Raw genomic sequence first — 18,614 nt, forward strand, 5'->3', positions numbered from 1 at the left:
CTATCGGCGGCCGTGCTGATCGAGTAGGGCGGCGGGTCAGCCGCAGGGCGACTTGCCGGAGGTGAAGTAGACGTTCGTGGCCTTCACCCAGCGGCCGGTGTATCGACCGTCGAACGCGTCGCCGATCTTGTACCAGCCCGAGGTGCCCCACGGGCTGCCGCACTGGGTCACCTCGACGGCTCGGTCGTTCTGGCTGAGCCAGGGGTAACGGGCACCCGCGCCTCCGAGGACGCCACCGCACTTCTTCGGCGGCCCCGCGTCCCAGGCCCCGCCGCCGTTGGGCTCGGTGCAGGTGTTGATGACGGTGTCGCCGGCCGCCGTCTGGGCGCGCACCCGGACCATGTTCTTCTCGGGCGCCGGCGGGGGCGGCGGGGCCTTGGTCCCGGTCTTCACCGTCGTCGTGGAGACCGACCCGGACGTACCCACCGAGTTGACCGAGCGGATGTCGACCCGATGGGTGGCGTCGTAGTCGCCGAAGGTCCGGCTGCCCGCCGAGGCGCCGACGTTCTGCCAGCTACCGCCGTCGACGCGCACCTCGAGGTGGTCGACGTCGGCGTTGCCGGGCGGGGACCAGGTCACGGACGCCCGGTGCCGGGTGGTGTCCGAGCGGGTGTCCTGGGTGCCGTTGCTGCCCGAGCTGGACGGCGTGCCGGGGCGGCCGTAGGGCCGGGTGCTGTTGGACGTGCGGCCCGGGCTCGAGTAGCGGGCACCGTTGGCGCTCGTGTCGGCGACGACGGTGACGGTCGTGGCCTGCCCGTTGGTGAATCCGCCGAGCACCTGGCCCGGCTGGATGGGGCCGGACTGGCCGGTGCTGGCCGAGTACCGGTAGCTGACCTCGCCGGCCTGGGCGCCGTTGCGCTGCGCGGCCGTCAGCGGGCTGAAGTCCACGCGGACCTGACCGCCCGTCGTGTCCGTGTTCGCGGGGCTGAGCCTGACGGAGGACACGGCCTGCGGGGTGCCGAACGCGCGGCGCGGCGCCGACGGGGCGCTGACCTGACCGGTGCCGGCCTTGTTCTTCGCGACGACCCGGAATGTGTAGTCCGACTCGGCGTTGGGCACCGTGACGGTCTGGCCGGTCCTCCCGCCGCTGACCGGGACGGTCTGCACGGTCGCGCCGCCACGCAGCACGGTGAGGGTGTACGTCTCGATGGGGTCGCCGTTGGGGGCGGCCGCGGCCCACGAAACGGCGATCTGGTTCTGGCTGCCGACCGAGGAGACCCGCTGCGTCGTCACCGACGCCGGGGCGCCCGGCTTGCCGGCCGGCACCTCGGACGCGGAGAACGCGCTGAAGTCGGAGGGATCCTTGGCCTCGTTGTGGGCGCGGACCCGCACCTGGTAGGCGGTGCCGTTGCTCAACCCGGTCCACGTGGTGGCGGTCGAGGTGAGGCCGGCCTTCTGCACGCCACCGCTGGGCGGGGCTGGGGAGATCTCCAGGTCGTAGCTGCTCACGGGCGAGCCGTCGACGTGCGGCGGGGTCCAGGCGACGTCGAGCCGGCCGTCGCCGAACTTCAGGCGCGGGGCGGCGGGCTGGTCGGGCCGCTGGTCGGGACGGGCGACCCCGGACGTCGGCGACGCGTCGGATTCCCCGACGGCGTTCTTCGCCGTCACGGCGAACGTGTACTCGCGGTCGTTGGTGAGCCCGGCCAGGGTGCACGTGGTGCTCGCGCACTGCTGGCGGAAGCCGCCGGTCCCGGTCACGGTGTACCCGGTGATCGGGGACCCGTTGTCGCTCGGCGGTGCCCAGTTCAGCACCACCGTGTGGCTGCGGGTCTCGACGGCGCGTGGGGTGGACGGGGCGTCCGGCCGCGCCTTGACGGTCAGGCGGATGGCGCCGTCGACCTGCCGGTCCGGGTCCTTCGTGCGGTCCCCCACCGTGTAGCGCACGACCATCACCCCCGCCACGTCCTTCGCGGGCGTGACCGTGACCTTCGACCCGGACACCGTGACGGTCCCGGGCCCGGTCTCGCGGACGGCGTCGACGATGGACAGGGGCGTGCCCGGGAACGGGCTGACGTCGTTGGCCAGCACGTCCACGGTCGTCGGGCTGCCGGCCTTCGCGTCGGCGACGACGTCGTCGTTGACCACGGCCAGGGGCCGGGACGAGGAGACGACGGCGACCGTGACGGTACCGGTTACGGGGTCGGACTTGCCGTCGGTCACCGACACCTGGATCGGGATCGCGGTGTCCTTGGCCGCCGAGTCCTTCGCGGAGACCCTCAGCTTCGAGCCGTCGAGGCTGACGTTCAGGTCCTCCGGGCGGGCGCCGTCGAGGGTGTAGCGCAGCCGGTCCTTGTCCCCGGTGTCGACGTCCGCGGCCGCCGGCGCGAGGTCGAACTCGGTGGCCGGCTCGGCCTGGGCCACCGTCATCGACCCACCGGCGAACGTCGGGGCATGGTTCTGCGCGGGCTTGGGCTTGACGTCGATCATGATCGTCAGCGTCGCGGTGCGGCCGTTCGGGTCGTCGGGCCCGGAGCCGTCGGTGACCTCGAAGGTGATGGAGCCCGGGCCGTAGAAGTCGTCGGCGGCGCGGTAGCGCAGCGTGTGCTCGTCGGCCACGAGGTCCCCACCGGACGCGCCGATGGCCTTGACCCCGGAGACCTGGGTGATGCGCACCGAGCGTCCGTCGCGCACCCGCACCTCCTTGGCCAGGTCGATGTCCAGCCGCTGGCCGGCCGTCACCTGCTTGGCGCGGCGGTCCACGAGCGTCGGGTACTGGTCGGCGCGTCCGGGCACCCAGATCAGGGCGGTCCCGGTGAGCCCGTCGACGTCGGTGACGGTGTACGGGATGAGCTGCTCGGTCTCGGCCAGGGGCACGGTGGCCTTGCCGCCCGCGAACGAGACACCCTTGTTCTCCGCAGAGGCGGCGCCCGCCGGGAACGAGACGTCCAGGGCATCGGCGATCCCGTCGGGGTCGGAGTCGTTGTCCAGCACCGGCACCTGCACGGTGTTCCTGCCCATCGTCTCGGCGACCTCCACCCGGTCGTCCTGGGCGATCGGCGCCACGAGCGGCGCGGTCGCGGAGACGTCGAGCCGGATGGTGCCGACGGCGCGGGCACCCCGGGAGTCGCGGACGGTGTACCGGACGGCGACGGGTCCCTCGGCCCTCGGCGCGGTCAGGACGATCTTCCCGCGGCGCACGTGGGCGGCCACCCCCTCGGGGGCCTCGAGCCCGTTGTCGACGAGGAGGAGCTGGTCCCCGTCCGGGTCGTTGTCGTTGCGCAGGGCGTCGACGGCCACCTGCCGGCCGGGCCGGACGCTGACGGCGTCGTCCACCGGCACGGGCGCCTGGTTCGTCTTCGTCGGCGGGGCGACGCCCACCAGCACGGAGGCGGTGGCGCGTGCGCCGAGCCGGTCGCGGACCTCGTAGGTGAAGGAGTCGGTGCCGGTCGCGTTGCCGGCCGCGGTGTAGTCGATGTAGTCGGCGCCGAGGATCGCGGTGCCCTTCTCGGGGGCGCGGTCGACGTCGGAGATGCGCACCGAGTCGCCCTCGGGGTCGATGCCGTCCAGCGGCACCGGGATGCGGACGGTCCCGCCGGCGAGCACCCGCGCGGTCAGGTTCTTCGGTTGCGGGCGGCCGTTGTGCTCGTCGTCGCGGGCTTTGACGTGGATGGTGATCTGCGCGGAGTCCTTCTGGCCGCGGCTGTCGACGACGTTGTAGATGGCCCGGTAGGAGCCGGGTGTCTGCCCGGCGAGGAAGCGCACGGTGTCCTGGGAGACCCAGGTACGGCCGGCGGCGCCGTCGGGCACCTGCGTCAGCTTCGGGTCCAGGTGCAGGGTGTCGTTCTGGGGGTGCTTGTCGTTGCCGAGCACGGGGATCGTGGCGACGTCGCCCACCCGCACGGTCACCTCGTCGGGCGCGGCCTCGGGCGGCTGGAGCCTGGCGGGTGGCGCGACGGGGACGACGTTCACCTCGCCGGTGGCCGACTGGGTGCCGTTGGAGATGGTGTACTTCAGCGTCACGGGTGCTGTGATGCCCCGCACGTCCGAGATCCGCAGCACACCGTGGTCGACGATTGCGACGCTGACGGGCGAGGACGCGCTCGCCGAGACGGACTGGACCACGAGCACCCCGCCGGCCGGGTCCGAGTCGTTGCCGAGCACGTCGACCAGCACGCTCTGGTGGGCCGGCAGCAGGGCGGTGTCCCGGACCGCCACCGGTCCGCCCTCGGCCGTCGACGGCACGACGTCGGCCCGGACGAGGCCCACCGTGCTCTTCGGCCCGTTGTTGGCCAGGTACTCGAGGTAGTAGGTGCCCGGCGCGTTGGCGCGGAAGGCGAAGGTGCCGGCGTCGTAGTTGGGGCTGACCGACGTCCCGGCCGGCGCGTTGACCTTGGGCATCCGCAGGGTGCCACCGGCGGGGTCGAGGTCGTTCTTCAACGGCGCGACGGTCGCGGTCTCCCCCGCCCGGACGGTGATGTGGTCCGGCGTGGCCACCGGCGCGAGCGCCGTCGCGGGGGGTCGGACGTCCATGACGACGGTGCCCGCGGTGGTCGTGCGGCCGTCGGAGACGACGATCGCGACCGTCTTCTTCCCCGCGGACTTGTCGACGTCCTGGTAGGTCAGCAGGCCGTCCGGCCGGGCGCGCACCCGGTCCCCGTCCTTCGTGGGCGAGGCGCTGACGAGGAACAGGTCGTCGCCGTCGGGGTCCGTCCAGTCGGAGAGGATGTTCTGGCTGACCGACTTGCCCTGCTGCACCGGGATGGTGGTCGGGTCGGCCGGCCGCTTGGGGCGCGGGGCGCCGTTCTCCGCCTGGCCGCGCACGGCGAGCCGCACCGTCGCGGTCGCGCTCTTGCCGCGGCCGTCGGAGGCCGTGTACCGGAACACGCCGGTGCCGTGGGCGTTCTCGGGGACGGCGACCTGCAGGCCGGTGTTGTCGTAGATGGGCTGAACGGTGCCGAGGTCCGGGCCCTTCCCGGCGACGGACGCCGTGAGCACGTCGCCGTCCGGGTCGGAGTCGTTGTCCATGATCGGCAGCGTCGTCGTCCGGCCCGGCCGCACCCCGAAGCTGTCGTTCTTCGCGACGGGCGGCCGGTTCGGCTTCGTGCGGTCCGGCAGCGCCCGCTCGACCGACTGGTCGTGCGAGTCGTCCTTGGCCTGGTCGGCGACGTCGGGCGGCGGGATGATGTCCTGCCAGTTGTTGACCAGTTCCATGTCCTGCGCCACGAGCCAGGTGTTGCCGGCGGCGACGTCGTTGAGGACGACGACGTCGCGGTTGACCCGGAACTGCAGGTCGGCGCGAGCGGCCAGCGACGGGATGTCCCGGCGCATCGAGTCGGACGGATTCGCGCACTCGCGCACGTACTGACCCGAGCCGGCCCACGCGGCGTGGATGCACCCGGCGAGCTGGACGGGGGCGGTGGGGGTGCCGGCGACGGCGTTGGCGGTACGGGTGGCGTCGCCGCCGTCGAGCGGCTGCCGCACGAGCTCCTTGCTGGTGGCGACGACGACGGTGTCCGCCTCCCCGCTGTTGTCTGCTGCACTGGGCAGCTGCACCTTCCCGTTGCGCCCGTCGGGCACGGTGACGGTGCGGCCACCGGGCAGGTGCAGGGTGGACGCCGCGGCGTCGAACAGCACCGGCTCGTCCCCCACGGCGGTGACCTGCAGCGTGTCGCCGGCGGTGATGCCGGCCAGGTCGGACTCCTGCCGGCCGGTCACGGCGCCGTCGCCGTCCACGTGCAGGGAGAGCAGCTTCTTCCCGGCGACGTCGGCGACGTGCACGGTGTCGTCGGTCCCGACGGCGGCGACGACGCCGCGGGCGTGGTCGACGACGGGCGTCGTGCCGTCCGGGTCGAAGCTGCCGAGCCGGTCCGAGGGGATGGCCCACACCTTGCCGGCCTGCGGGTCGGTGATGGCGACGATCGTGGTGCCGAAGGACAGCCGGGCTCCCCCGGGGATCTTCTGGTCGGCGCCGAGGGCCACCGCGGCCGGGTCGAGCGGGGTGAGCGCGGACCGGCCGGTGTCGTCGACCAGCACGCGGGCACCGGCCTGGAGCACGTCGAAGTCGGGGCTGCCGGCGACGACACCGCCGTCGAGGAGCTTGGACTGATAGTTCAGGTGCCCCACGAGGTTCTTCGAGGAGTTGGTGACCCAGACGCCGCCGTCGTGCAGGTCCACGTCCGCGGTCTTAAAGCCGGGGTAGAGGACGGCGCCGGTCACGAGCACCGCGGTGACGACGGCGAGGACCAGCGTCGACACCAGGGCACGGCGTCGGCGCGCGGCACGACTCCGGAACCCGGCGAGCAACTTCACGAATGTCCCCCTGCGACACGTCGGCCGGGCGAGACCCGTCCGAGCCCGGCGCGTCCCATGGTAGCGGTACCTCTCGCCGCGGTGGGGTGCGGCCCGTCGCGCCGACCGCGGCAGCTCGTCGATAGACGGCCCACGGCGCGTTCACTGGTCGATACCCGACCGTTTCGCGCGGCCGGGCCGCGTCATTCCGTCATCTGGTGACCAGTGACGGAGAGGAGCACCCGCACTGATGGGCATCAGGAAGCCGGAGCGGTCAGTCGATGACGAGGCCGGAGCCCTTGCCGGCCGTCAGCAGCACCGGGTGTACCTCGCCGAAGCCGCGCAGGTTGGCGGTCTCCTGCGGGGTGAGGACGAAGCGCTCGTTGCCCGAGAGCATCCGGGCGGTCGACTGGTCGGTCAGCACGGTGCCGGCCTCGGCGATCGATGTCAGGCGCGAAGCCATGTTGACGGTCGGACCGTAGACGTCGCCCAGGCGCGGCAGGATGCGGCCCCACACGACGGCGCCACGGGTGGCGGGCATGTCGGGGTCGTTGGCGAACCGGGTGGCGAGGGCGAGCGCGATGTCGGCCCCGGCCTGCGGGGTGTCGGCGATGTAGAGCACCTCGTCGCCGATCGTCTTGACCATCCGGCCGCCGCCCACCGAGATGATCTCCGCGCACCGCGCCTCGAAGGTCGTGACGAGGCTCGCGAGCGTCCTCTCGTTCATCCGTCGGGACAGCGACGTGTAGGAGACGAGGTCGGCGAAGCCCACGGCACGGGCGATCGGCAGTTCGGTCTCCCCGCGCGCGGGGTGGCGGCCGCCGCTGGCCCACCGCCGCTGGGACTCGGTGCGGACCGCGAGCCGCTGCACGCCCTCGTTGAGCTGGCGGCGCCACGCATAGCTGAGCAGTTCCTGCAGCGGGTCGATCATGGCCGGCAGTTCGGCGATGAGCCGCTCGCGGGCCTCGGTGTCGGAGATGCCGAGCTGGGCGACCATGTCCTCGACGATCGCCTCGATCTGCCAGATCACCATGCGGTCCGTCATCTGGCCGAAGGCGCGGGCGATGGAGATCGTCGCCTCCTCGCTCAGCTTGCCGTCCCGCACGAGGCCGGTGGCCGTGCGCAGCGCCTCGAGGTCGCGGTCGGTGAAGGCGACGGCGGACTCGCTGACGTTGGCGAAACCCATGGCGCGCCACAGCTGGCGTGCCCACTTCAGCGACACCCCGCCCTCCCGGGCGATCTGCCGGCGGCTCAGGCGGTGTTCGCCGCCGAGGATGCTCGCCTCGATGGTCGTCGCCTGCCGCGGGCCGATGCGGGGCAGTTCGGTGGTCAGCGGCATGGGCTCGCCGTCGATGCCGACGAGGCGGTCGTTGCCGTCGTCGTTCCGGACCAGGCGTGCGCCGGGCCGCACGCGGTCCCCGGGCTCGACGGGGCGACCGGAGCGGTGCGGCCCGGGCACGGGGCCGTCGTCCGGCGTGGGCAGCGGCGAGGTGTCCACCGGAGCGTCGGCATCGATGGTGTCGGCCGTTCCGACAGGGGCAGCATCGGTGGACGCGGGCTCCCCCGGCTGACCCGACGACGGGACGGGAGGGATCGCGGCCGACGGGGGCATGGCGTCCGGCGCCGGGGCCTCGACGGGCACCTCGGCGACAGGCCCGACACCGGGCGTGCCGGCCTCCGGGGACGTCGTCCGGGCATCGTCCGACGCGGGACGCCGCGAACCGCGCGGCTGCAGCAGCCGGGACCAGCGGCTGCGGGAACGGTCAGCGCCCACGCCCACCTCCCGAGAACGAGGGAGCCGGCATCGACGCGGCGACCATCGGCCGACCCGCGGGCGGCACGGCCGTCGACCCGGACGTCAAGCCCGGCACGCCACCGGACTGGCCGTAGCCGGACCGGCCGTAGCCCGCTTGTCCGTACCCTGCTTGGCCGTAGCCCGGCACACCGGGCCGGGAGCGGTCCACGGCGTCGGAGACGATGCCCGCGAACCGCCGGGCGTGAGGCGCGTCGGGCAGCACGAGCCGGCCGGACACGGAGTCGACGTACAGGTCGCCGGCGCGCACCATCCGCTGGGCGAGGCTCTGGGCGACGTGCACGTGCAGGACGGCGGGCAGCCACACCTCGGTGGGGGTGCGGCGTCGCCCGTCGCGCCGGATCATCCGCGCCGACGTCAGCACGTACCTGGTGCGGTACCAGCGCAGGAAGGGCCGGACCACGAAGACGCCGGCGGCGGCCACCGCGCCGATGACGACGGCGAGGAGCAGGACAGGCTGCATCGACGTCAGCACGGGGTCCGCGTGGCGTCGGCTCAGCCAGCCGGCGGCCAGACCCGCGGCGGCGACGATGACGACCATGGCCACGAACGTGCGGACGAGCCGGTGGGCGCGCGGGCGGGTGACCACGAGCAGCTCCTCGCGCGGGTCGGTGCCGCGCAGCAGCCGGCGCAGGGCGCGCGAACTCACCGGCTCTCCTCGGCGCGCAGGTGGACGATGTCGGCGGCGTGGATGTCGTGCTGGGCCAGGTCCGAGCCGATCACCTGCAGGGCGCCGTCGACCGCGAGCCCGGTCGCCTCCCCCGTGAGCTCGGACCCGTCGGGCAGCTGCACCCGCACGCGCCGGCCCAGGGTGTCCATCCACAGGGAAGTGCTCCGGATCAGGCTCGACCCGCGTTCCCCGGCACGCGTGGCATCGCCCGAGCAGGCGCAGAAGTCGCGGTAGTGGGCGGCGAAGGTGGAGAGGAAGGCGGTCGCGACGTCGTTCGCGTCGAGGCGCCGCGCACCGGAGGCGGCCAGCGACGTGGCCGTGGGCACGGGCAGCGCCGCGAGCTCCTGCGTGACGTTGATGCCGCAGCCGAGCACGACGGCCGGCGGGGTGCCGTCGGGGCTTCCGGTCAGCTGGGCGAGGATCCCGGCGATCTTCTTGTCGTGCACGAGGACGTCGTTCGGCCACTTGATCGTCGCCGTGACACCCTCGGGGCCGCCGAGGGACTCCGCCAGCGCGAGGGCGGCGAGGAGGGTCAGCCAGCCGTAGGTCTGGGTGGGCAGCGGACGCCCGGTCGGATCGGTGGGCCGCAGGACGAGGCTGATGGCCAGGCCCTCACCGGGCTCGATCTCCCACGACCGGTCCAGCCGGCCGCGCCCGGCGTCCTGATGGGTGGTCAGCAGCGCGCTCAGGTCCGGCCACGCCGTCGGGTCGGCGACGGCTCCCGCCGCGGCGTCGGCGTTCGTCGAGCCGGTGCGCTCCACGACCGTGACCCGGTTCCACGGGCCGGCGGGGGCGAGAAGAGAACCCTCCAGCCGCCCCTGGTCCAGCGGAGCCGGAGGCACGGGTGAGGACGGGGTCATGCTCGCAGTCTAGCCAGTAGGGCTGGGCCGCCGGGGTGGTTCGCCACGCCGTCGGCCCGCGTATCGGGCTGGCCGCGCGGCACCGACCGGGCCGACGGATCGCCGGGTCGGCACGCCGTGACCGATCGCCGTCGACTACCGCCGATTCGATCGGTGATCGAACCGGTGATGGACCGGTGATCGACCGGCGACGCCGGGCGAGGCCAGCAGCAACCGTCGGCCACCGTCGGACGACGGTCGGCCGTGACCGTCAGCGGCGGTCGGGGTCGTCCGATCCGTCCGAGAGGAAGATGTCCGGCAGCAGCCGCGCCGGCTCCTGACCCGGGCCCGCCTGGACGACGCTGTAGCCGCTGAGGTCGGTCACGCCCTCCGCGTGCAACACCTCCTCGTCCGTGAAGAAGTTGCCCGTGGTGGTCGCGGCGTCGCGGGTCAGGACGGCGTACGCCGCGTCGGCCATGATCTCGGGCGTGCGGGCGGCGCGCACCAGCTGCTCGCCGCCGGGCATCGCGCGGATCGCCGCGGTGTCGATGAGGGTGCAGGGCCACAGGGAGTTGACGGCGATGCCGCGGGGCGCGAGCTCCTCGGCCAGACCCAGCGTCGTCAGGCTCATGCCGTACTTGGCCAGCGTGTAGGCCAGGTGCTTGCCCGCCCAGTAGGGGGTGAGGTTCAGCGGCGGCGAGAGGGTGAGGATGTGCGGGTTGGCCGAGCGGCTCAGCGCCTCGATGCTCAGCTTCGAGAGCAGGAACGTGCCGCGCACGTTGATGTCGGCCATGAGGTCGTAGTGCTTCATGTCCATGGCGGTGGTCGGCCGGGTGTCGATCGCCGAGGCGTTGTTGACGACGATGTCGATCCCGCCGAACCGCTCGACGGTCTGCTCGACGGCACGGGCGACGTCGTCGTCGTTGCGCACGTCGCCGACGACGGCGAGGCCGGCGCCCCCGGCCGCCTCGATCTGCTCGACCGCGGTGTGGACGGTGCCCGGCAGCTTCGGGTGCGGGGTGTCCGTCTTCGCCAGCAGGGCGATGTTGGCGCCGTCGCGGGCGGCGCGCAGGGCGATGGCCAGGCCGATGCCGCGGCTGCCGCCGGACATGAGGATCGTGGTCCCGGAGAGAGTGCTGCTCATGCGCCCATGGTAGCCGCGATGTTACTGGTGAGTAACCTGCCGTGCGGCGCCGATTCACGTGGTCGGCGGTCGCGCGAAGGTCCGTGACGTATGGCGACTTTCCCTCGAGTGGACGGACGACGCGCGGGATACGGGCGCGGCAGCGACATCATCGGTCCACTCGACGTCCTTCACGCGCCGAGTGGACGGACAACGCGGCGAACGGGCGCGGCAGCGACATCCTCGGTCCCCTCGACGTCCTTCACGCGCCGAGTGGACGGACAATGCGGCGAACGGGCGCGGCAGCGACATCCTCGGTCCACTCGACGTCCTTCACGCGCCGAGTGGACGGACAACGCGGCGAACGGGCGCGGCAGCGACATCGTCGGTCCACTCGACGTGAGCCTCGGGCCACACCGACGCCTCTCCGCCCAGTGTGCGGTTGACGCAGGCATTCGACCCGAATGACACCGCCATCCGCACGCTCGACGACGGCGGCGCCACCGACGACCCCGACGCCGGCCGCACCGGTGCACTCGAAAGCCCGCGCGGCCCCGCGTCGACACCGGCGCCCACCAGTCCCGCCGTCGCCCTCACCCACCAGCCCCGCCTCCGCCGTCGACCGAGCCCGCAGTCGTCCGAGCCCTTCCGAACGCGCCCGAGAATCGCCTCCGACTTTGTCGGCTTCCTACAACAGTCGCCCCGACGGTGCTGGCTAGACTGGCTCGGAGCCTGACTCCGACGACGTGCCGGCCACCGTGATGTTGTACGGAACCTCCAGCGGCGGCCGCCCCCGCCGGGACGACTCAGCACACGGATGAGCACACGAGCGTCACCCAGGATCAGCACGAGCGGACGAGCAGGGAGCCGGAAACCACATGAGCATCGATCTGACCACCACCGCCGGCAAGATCGCGGAGTTCCGCCGCCGGCAGCAGGAGTCAGAGCTCCCCTCCGGTGAGGCCGCCGTCGAGCGCCAGCACGCCCGCGGCAAGGGCACCGCCCGCGAGCGCATCGACCAGCTCGTGGATGAGGGCTCCTTCGTCGAGTTCGACGCCCTCGCCGTGCACCACTCCACCGCGTTCGGCATGGAGAAGAAGAAGCCGCTCGGGGACGGCGTCGTCTCCGGCTACGCCACCATCGACGGCCGGATGGTGGCCCTCTACAGCCAGGACTTCACCGTCTACGGCGGCTCGCTCAGCCAGGTCAACGGCGAGAAGATCGTCAAGGTGCAGGAGTTCGCCCTGCGCAACGGGTGCCCCGTGATCGGCATCAACGACGGCGGCGGCGCGCGCATCCAGGAGGGTGTCGCCTCGCTGGCGATGTTCGCGGACATCTTCCGGAACAACGTCCACGCGTCCGGCGTCGTCCCCCAGATCAGCCTGATCATGGGCCCCTGCGCCGGCGGCGCCGCCTACTCCCCCGCCCTGACGGACTACATCGTCATGGTCGACAAGACCAGCCACATGTTCATCACCGGGCCCGACGTCATCAAGACGGTCACGGGTGAGGACGTGGACATGGAGTCCCTCGGCGGCGCGCGGCAGCACAATGCGACCACGGGTACCGCGACCTACCTCGCCACCGACGAGACGGACGCGCTCGACTTCGTCCGCGAGCTGCTCGAGTTCCTGCCCTCGAACAACCTGGCCGAGGCGCCACACCTGGACTTCGCCGACGAGCCCGAGCCCACGCCCGAGGACGAGGAACTCGACCTCCTCATCCCCGACTCAGCGAACCAGCCGTACGACATGCGCACGGTGATCGAGACCGTCGTCGACGACGGGCACTTCCTCGAGATGCAGGCCCTCTACGCGCCCAACGTCATGATCGGCTACGCCCGGATCGAGGGCACGACGGTCGGCATCGTCGCGAACCAGCCGATGCAGTTCGCCGGCACGCTCGACATCAACGCCTCCGAGAAGGCGGCCCGCTTCGTGCGCCACTGCGACGCGTTCAACATCCCGGTCGTCACGCTCGTGGACGTGCCCGGCTTCCTGCCCGGCAAGGACCAGGAGTTCAACGGCATCATCCGCCGCGGTGCCAAGCTGCTGTTCGCCTACGCCGAGGCGACCGTGCCGCTCGTCACCCTCATCACCCGCAAGGCGTACGGAGGGGCGTACATCGTCATGGGGTCGAAGAAGCTCGGCGCCGACATCAACCTCGCCTGGCCGACCGCCCAGATCGGCGTCATGGGCGCGCAGGGCGCCGTCAACATCCTCTACCGCGCGGACCTCAAGGCGACCGCCGACGCCGGGGACGACGTCGACGCGCGGCGCGCCGAACTGATCGAGCACTACGAGGAAGCGCTGCTCAACCCCTACCAGGCCGCCGAGCTCGGATACGTGGACGCGGTCATCGCGCCCGCCGACACCCGGCTGCAGATCGTCAAGGCGCTGCGCGGGCTGCGGGACAAGCGTGCCGCCCTGCCGGCCAAGAAACACGGCAACATCCCGCTCTGAGCCCCGTCACCCTCAACCCTGTCATCACCATCGGCACCGCACCGTCGAGGAGAACCCCATGACCGTCACCGTTCCCGTCCTCAACGACATCCACGGCGAACCCCTGCTGCAGGTGCTCGCGGGCAACCCCACGCCGGAGGAGCTCGCGGCCCTCGCCGCGGTCGTCGCCACGCTCGGCAGCGCCGAGGAGGAGACGGCGGAGCACGACCGCTCCTGGCAGCGGCGCGCGGCCCTGCGCATGCGGCCGGCGCCCGGCCCCGGCGCGTGGCGCCGCAGCACGCTGCACCGCTGAGCCGCTGATCTACTGATCCCTGCTCTCTGACCGTCCGGCTCAGACCGGATCAGCACGACAACGACCGAGGCCGCCTCCCGCATCTGCGGAAGGGCGGCCTCGGTCGTTGTCGTCCGACGGGATGACCGGAAGCGAGCGAGCGTCAGACCTTCGACGCGCGGTACCCGTTGGCGACCGCGGCGGCCGAGCTCGTGAAGCACACCTCCGGCTTGGTCACGGCGTAGTAGCGCTGGCCCGGCCGGTGGAAGATGCCGCTGGACGCGTTGCCCTTGATCGGCGCCCACGACGGGCACGTCCACGGGCTCGACGGACGGGCCGTGCCGGCGCGCGAGGTCACGACGGTCACGGTGCGGCGCACGCTCACGGCGGACGCCTTCAGCGTCGTCGTCGCCGCGGACCGCACGGTCCACACCCCGCTCCGCGTGGCCGTGAAGCGGGTGCTGAAGCTGCCGTTCGTCGCCGATCTGACGGTGCGCACCAGCGCGTCGGGCGCCGTGCCGGCCGGGTCGAAGTACACCGCGACCGGGGCGGACGCGGACGCCCGCCAGGCACCGGCCGTGTACTTCTGCACGGACCCGGCGACGGTGATCTGCCCGTACTTGACGACCGTGGACGGCCCGCCCGTCATGGACGCCACCCGGGTCGAGACGGTCGGCGTCGCCTGCGCGGGCACCGCGGCGGCAAGGCCGGCGAGCGCGAGCACGCCGGCGACGGCGAGCGAGGTGAGCGAGCGCGCGTGGCGCGAGACAGCGTGCGGCGATGACGCCATGATTCCCCCGATGATGATGTCGCCCGACGGCGACGGCCCCCGACGTCGAACGCTCGACGTCACCGGAAGAATAGCCCGCTGACGTGCGACGACGCCAACGGCACGACGGCCGGCACGACTGCCGGGCGGCGTCGCCCGCTCGCCGGTGCCGCTAGGCTCGGTTCCGTGACCGACACCACACGTTCCGACGCCCCCCGCACCCCGACCACCCTCGACGGACTGGCGGACAGGTACACCCAGACCCTGTTCGACCTGGATCCCGCCTTCGCCACCATGATGGGAAAGCCCGGCCGCGAGACCGAGTACCGCGACTACTCCCCCGACGGCTACCGGGCCGCCGCCGACGCCGCGCGCGGCACCCTCGACGCCGCCGGGCGCCTGCGCCCCGAGGACGACGTCGACGTCGTCACCCTGGACGCCCTGAACGAGCGCCTGGGCCTGGCCCTGGAGATCCACGAAGCCGGCCACGACGTCGGCGAGCTGAACAACATCGCCTCCCCGGCGCAGGAGATCCGCAGCGTCCTCGACCTCATGCCGACCGACACGGCCGAGCAGTGGTCGCACATCGCCGGCAAGCTGGCCAACATCCCGGCCGCGCTCGACGGGTACGTCGCCTCCCTGCGCGACGCCGCCGGCCGGGGCCAGGTGGCCGCCGTCCGCCAGGTGGACACCGTGATCGAGCAGATCGGCCGCTACGTCGCCGACGAGGGGTACTTCGCGAGCCTGGTCTCCGGTGCGCGCGCCGGCGACAGCGAGCTGCCGGCCTCCGTGACCGCGGACCTCGAGCGCGGCGCCGACGCGGCCCGCGCCGGCTACGGGAAGCTCCGCGACTACCTCGCGACCGAACTGCGGCCGCAGGCACCGGCCAAGGACGCCGTCGGGCGCGAGCGGTACGCCCTGCACTCCCGCGAGTTCCTCGGTTCGGCCGTCGACCTGGACGAGACCTACGCCTGGGGCGTCGCCGAGCTGGACCGCATCATCGCCGAGCAGGAGCAGGTGGCCGGGCAGATCAAGTCCGGCGCGAGCATCGCCGAGGCGATCGAGATCCTCGACGCGGACCCCGCCCGCCAGCTCAACGGCACCGAGGCGCTGCGGTCCTGGATGCAGTCCACCTCCGACGAGGCGGTCGCCGCCCTCGGCGGCACCCACTTCGAGATCCCCGAGATCATGCGGACCCTCGAGTGCCGGATCGCCCCCACGCAGGAGGGCGGCATCTACTACACCCCTCCCGCCGACGACTTCTCCCGGCCCGGCCGCATGTGGTGGTCCGTGCCCGCGGGCGAGGACTCCTTCACCACGTGGAAGGAGAAGACGACCGTCTACCACGAGGGCGTTCCCGGTCACCACCTGCAGATGGGCTACCAGACGGTCAAGAAGGACGTGCTCAACAGCTGGCGCCGCAGTGCATGCTGGGTCTCCGGCCACGGCGAGGGCTGGGCGCTCTACGCGGAGCGGCTGATGGCCGACCTCGGCTACCTCGACGACCCGGGAGACCGGCTCGGCATGCTCGACGCCCAGCGGATGCGCGCCGCGCGCGTCGTGTTCGATCTCGGCGTCCACCTCGAACTGCCGGTGCCCGAGCAGTGGGGTTCCGGGACGTGGGACGCCGACAACGGCCGGGCCTTCCTGCGCAAGAACATCGCCATCTCCGAGGGTCAGCTCGACTTCGAGTGGACCCGCTACCTCGGCTGGCCGGGTCAGGCGCCCGCGTACAAGATCGGCCAGCGCCTGTGGGAGCAGACCCGCGACGACGTGCGGGCCCACGAGGGCGACGCCTTCGACCTGAAGGCGTTCCACACCCGCGCGCTCTCCCTCGGGTCCGTCGGCCTCGACACCCTGCGCCGCGCGCTGCTGCCCGTCTCCTGACGCACCACGCGTGACCCGCCGGCTCGTCGACAGACCCCTGTCGACGGGCCGGCAGTGCGTCGGGAATGGAACGGCGGGACGCGCCGTTGTCGCTCCCGGTGGTCGTGTGACGCAGCCGACGTCATAATTCGACATCTTACCTGTACTTTGATATAACACTCGACTAGCCTCTTTCGGTGACTTCCCAGACTTCCGCGGCGGATCGCCGCACTCGCACCCTCCGGCGGTGGATGACGTCGTTCGGCATCCAGATCATCGCGGCCCTCCTGGTGGGCCTCGCCCTCGGCCTCATCGCCAAGTCGCTCGGCGGGGACCCCAAGACCTCCCCCAACGGCCTCACCGCGACGCTCGACACCATCGGCACGGACTACGTGTGGCTGCTCAAGGCCGCCGTCGTCCCGCTCATCTTCACCGCCGTCGTCAGCTCCATCGCCAATCTGCGCCAGGTCTCCAACGCGGCGCGCCTGGCCTGGAACACCCTGCTGTGGTTCGCCATCACCGCCCTGATCGCCGTCGTGATCGGCATCGGCCTCGGTCTCCTGTTCCGCCCCGGGTCCACGGCCAGCGGCCAGGCGCCCGCGCAGTACACGGGCCACACCGGCAGCTGGACGGCCTTCCTCGACGGCCTGATCCCCCACAACTTCCTCGGCCTCGGCGCCACCACCACGGTCACGGACGGCGTCGCGGCGACCGACGTCAGCTTCAACGTGCTGCAGATCCTCGTCGTCTCGATCGCCGTCGGCATCGCGGCCCTGAAGGTCGGCAAGCCCGCCGAGCCGTTCCTCGACCTCGTCGCCTCGGCCCTCGCCGTGATCCAGAAGGTGTTGTGGTGGATCATCCGCCTGGCCCCGATCGGCACCGTCGGCCTCATCGGCCGCGCTGTCGCCGAGTACGGCTGGGACACCATCGGCTCCCTCGGCCTGTTCATCCTCACCGTGTACGTCGGCCTCGCCCTCGTCGCCTTCGTCGTGTACCCGATCCTGGTCAAGTCGCACGGGCTGAGCGTCAAGCAGTTCTTCTCCGGCGTCTGGCCGGCCGCCCAGCTCGGCTTCGTCTCCCGCTCCTCGATCGGCACCATGCCGCTGACCCAGCGGGTCACCGAGCGCAACCTCGGCGTCCCCTCCGGCTACGCCTCGTTCGCCGTTCCGCTGGGCTCGACGACGAAGATGGACGGCTGCGCGGCCATCTACCCGGCCGTCGCGGCGATCTTCGTGGCGCAGTTCTTCCACGTCGACCTGAACATCGGCCAGTACCTGCTGATCGTCTTCGTCTCCGTCCTCGGCTCGGCCGCGACCGCGGGCACCACCGGCGCGACCGTCATGCTCACGCTGACCCTCTCGACCCTGGGCCTGCCGCTCGAGGGTGTCGGCCTGCTGCTGGCGATCGACCCGCTCCTGGACATGGGTCGCACCGCCTTGAACGTGACCGGTCAGGCCCTCGTGCCGACGATCGTCGCCAAGCGGCAGGGCATGCTCGACGACGCCCTGTACAACGCGCCCCGCAACGGTGACCCGTTCAGCGAGGACGTGCGCGAGGTTGCTCACGAGACCGTCGACGCCCCGGCCGAGTCCGCCGACGACGGGCAGCGCACCGGTCTGGTCGGCTCGCGCGCCTGAGCCGAACCGCCGACACACGAACGGGCCGGGTCGTCCTCCACGGAGGGCGACCCGGCCCGTTCGGTTTCCCCGGAGCAGTCACTCCGCGCGCGCTCGGCAGATCCGGCCGGGCTACGCTGAGCGGATGCCCGAGATCGTCTCCACGCCCGCACTGATCCTCGCCTCCGCGTCCCCCGCCCGCACCAAGCTGCTCACCGACGCCGGCATCGCCCACCGGATCCAGGTCTCGGACGTCGACGAGGACGCCGTCGTCGCCCGGCACGGGGTCACCGACCCGGCCGACACGGCCCTGCTGCTGGCCCGCGCGAAGGCGGAAGCGGTCGCCGCGTCCCTGGCCGACGAGGTGGACGGCGCGCTCGTCCTCGGCTGCGACTCCGTGTTCTCCTTCGACGGCGTCGCCTACGGCAAGCCGCACACGCCCGAGCGGGCCACCGAGCGGATCACCGCGATGAGCGGCCGGTCCGGGACCCTCTACACGGGTCACTGGCTCATCGACACCCGGCCCGGACGGGTGGCCGTTCCCGAGCCGGGCGGCGAAGCCGAGCCCGAGCCCGGGACCGACGCACCCGTCGCCGTCGAGCCGGCCGCCTCCGACGTGCAGCCGCGTGCGGCCGCCACCGGAGCCATCGCCAGCGCCGAGGTGCACTTCGCGACCATGACCGACGCGGAGATCGCCGCCTACGTCGCCACGGGCGAACCGCTCGCCGTCGCCGGGTCCTTCACGATCGACTCCCGCGGCTCCGCCTTCATCCGCCGCGTCGACGGCGACCCGCACGCCGTCATCGGCCTCTCGGTCACCACCCTGCGCACCCTCCTGACCCGCCTCGGCGAGGACATCACCGCCCTCTGGGCGTGACGGCGCGGCCCCGCAGCGATTTGTAGGGATCCCACAACGATCCGGCCGTCGCAACGCGTGAAACCGGTGATCCGTAGGCC

At 72.4% G+C, this 18,614-nt stretch carries 11 protein-coding genes; 5 read left to right on the forward strand and 6 right to left on the reverse strand.

Annotation, left to right across the window (positions count from 1 at the left end; genetic code table 11):
- Positions 1-36 precede the first annotated feature (36 nt).
- From V6N00_RS11045 to V6N00_RS11065, 5 genes are all read right to left on the reverse strand, one after another.
- Positions 37-6,249 carry an Ig-like domain-containing protein gene (locus V6N00_RS11045; protein ID WP_334232355.1) on the reverse strand — a complete coding sequence of 2,071 codons (6,213 nt, stop codon included), beginning with the start codon at positions 6,247-6,249 and terminating at the stop codon, positions 37-39.
- 253 nt (positions 6,250-6,502) lie between these two features.
- On the reverse strand, positions 6,503-8,002 hold the full coding sequence (locus V6N00_RS11050) for an adenylate/guanylate cyclase domain-containing protein (RefSeq protein WP_334232356.1): 1,500 nt from the start codon (positions 8,000-8,002) through the stop codon (positions 6,503-6,505).
- On the reverse strand, positions 7,992-8,690 hold the full coding sequence (locus V6N00_RS11055) for a PH domain-containing protein (RefSeq protein ID WP_334232358.1): 699 nt from the start codon (positions 8,688-8,690) through the stop codon (positions 7,992-7,994). Before V6N00_RS11055 ends, V6N00_RS11050 begins: the two co-directional genes overlap by 11 nt.
- On the reverse strand, positions 8,687-9,571 hold the full coding sequence (locus tag V6N00_RS11060; RefSeq protein WP_334232359.1) for a biotin--[acetyl-CoA-carboxylase] ligase: 885 nt from the start codon (positions 9,569-9,571) through the stop codon (positions 8,687-8,689). Before V6N00_RS11060 ends, V6N00_RS11055 begins: the two co-directional genes overlap by 4 nt.
- A gap of 250 nt (positions 9,572-9,821) precedes the next feature.
- Entirely contained in the window at positions 9,822-10,694 is an 873-nt protein-coding gene (locus V6N00_RS11065; RefSeq protein ID WP_334232360.1) for an SDR family oxidoreductase, read from the reverse strand.
- An 857-nt stretch (positions 10,695-11,551) separates the two neighbouring features.
- Between V6N00_RS11065 and V6N00_RS11070 the strand changes: the two genes are divergently transcribed.
- Positions 11,552-13,135 carry an acyl-CoA carboxylase subunit beta gene (locus V6N00_RS11070; RefSeq protein ID WP_334232362.1) on the forward strand — a complete coding sequence of 528 codons (1,584 nt, stop codon included), beginning with the start codon at positions 11,552-11,554 and terminating at the stop codon, positions 13,133-13,135.
- 58 nt (positions 13,136-13,193) lie between these two features.
- Positions 13,194-13,427: an acyl-CoA carboxylase epsilon subunit gene (locus V6N00_RS11075; RefSeq protein ID WP_334232364.1), complete on the forward strand. Its 234-nt coding sequence runs from the start codon at positions 13,194-13,196 to the stop codon at positions 13,425-13,427.
- 142 nt (positions 13,428-13,569) lie between these two features.
- Here V6N00_RS11075 and V6N00_RS11080 read toward each other — a convergent pair whose 3' ends face one another.
- Positions 13,570-14,196, reverse strand: a complete 627-nt coding sequence (locus V6N00_RS11080; RefSeq protein WP_334232366.1) for a sunset domain-containing protein — start codon at positions 14,194-14,196, stop codon at positions 13,570-13,572.
- 165 nt (positions 14,197-14,361) lie between these two features.
- On the opposite strand from V6N00_RS11080, the gene V6N00_RS11085 reads away from it, so the two are divergent.
- The 3 genes from V6N00_RS11085 to V6N00_RS11095 all read left to right on the forward strand — a co-directional run bounded on the left by V6N00_RS11085 (position 14,362) and on the right by V6N00_RS11095 (position 18,534).
- On the forward strand, positions 14,362-16,062 hold the full coding sequence (locus V6N00_RS11085) for a DUF885 domain-containing protein (protein ID WP_334232368.1): 1,701 nt from the start codon (positions 14,362-14,364) through the stop codon (positions 16,060-16,062).
- A 230-nt stretch (positions 16,063-16,292) separates the two neighbouring features.
- A complete protein-coding gene (locus tag V6N00_RS11090) occupies positions 16,293-17,678 on the forward strand; it encodes a dicarboxylate/amino acid:cation symporter (protein ID WP_334232732.1) in 1,386 nt (461 codons plus the stop codon).
- Positions 17,679-17,802: 124 nt separating this feature from the next.
- The gene (locus V6N00_RS11095) at positions 17,803-18,534 is read left to right on the forward strand and encodes a Maf family protein (protein ID WP_334232369.1); all 732 of its coding nucleotides are present in this window, start codon (positions 17,803-17,805) and stop codon (positions 18,532-18,534) included.
- The last annotated feature ends 80 nt before the right edge of the window (positions 18,535-18,614 follow it).

Source organism: Tersicoccus mangrovi (genome assembly GCF_036881825.1).
Classification (GTDB): domain Bacteria; phylum Actinomycetota; class Actinomycetes; order Actinomycetales; family Micrococcaceae; genus Tersicoccus; species Tersicoccus mangrovi.

Bases quoted from the DNA above. Each gene is read 5' to 3' on its own strand.
- V6N00_RS11060 (WP_334232359.1), bottom strand. From the start codon at position 9,571: ATGACCCCGTCCTCACCCGTGCCTCCGGCTCCGCTGGACCAGGGGCGG.
- V6N00_RS11065 (WP_334232360.1), bottom strand. From the start codon at position 10,694: ATGAGCAGCACTCTCTCCGGGACCACGATCCTCATGTCCGGCGGCAGC.
- V6N00_RS11070 (WP_334232362.1), top strand. From the start codon at position 11,552: ATGAGCATCGATCTGACCACCACCGCCGGCAAGATCGCGGAGTTCCGC.
- V6N00_RS11075 (WP_334232364.1), top strand. From the start codon at position 13,194: ATGACCGTCACCGTTCCCGTCCTCAACGACATCCACGGCGAACCCCTG.
- V6N00_RS11080 (WP_334232366.1), bottom strand. From the start codon at position 14,196: ATGGCGTCATCGCCGCACGCTGTCTCGCGCCACGCGCGCTCGCTCACC.
- V6N00_RS11090 (WP_334232732.1), top strand. From the start codon at position 16,293: ATGACGTCGTTCGGCATCCAGATCATCGCGGCCCTCCTGGTGGGCCTC.
- V6N00_RS11095 (WP_334232369.1), top strand. From the start codon at position 17,803: ATGCCCGAGATCGTCTCCACGCCCGCACTGATCCTCGCCTCCGCGTCC.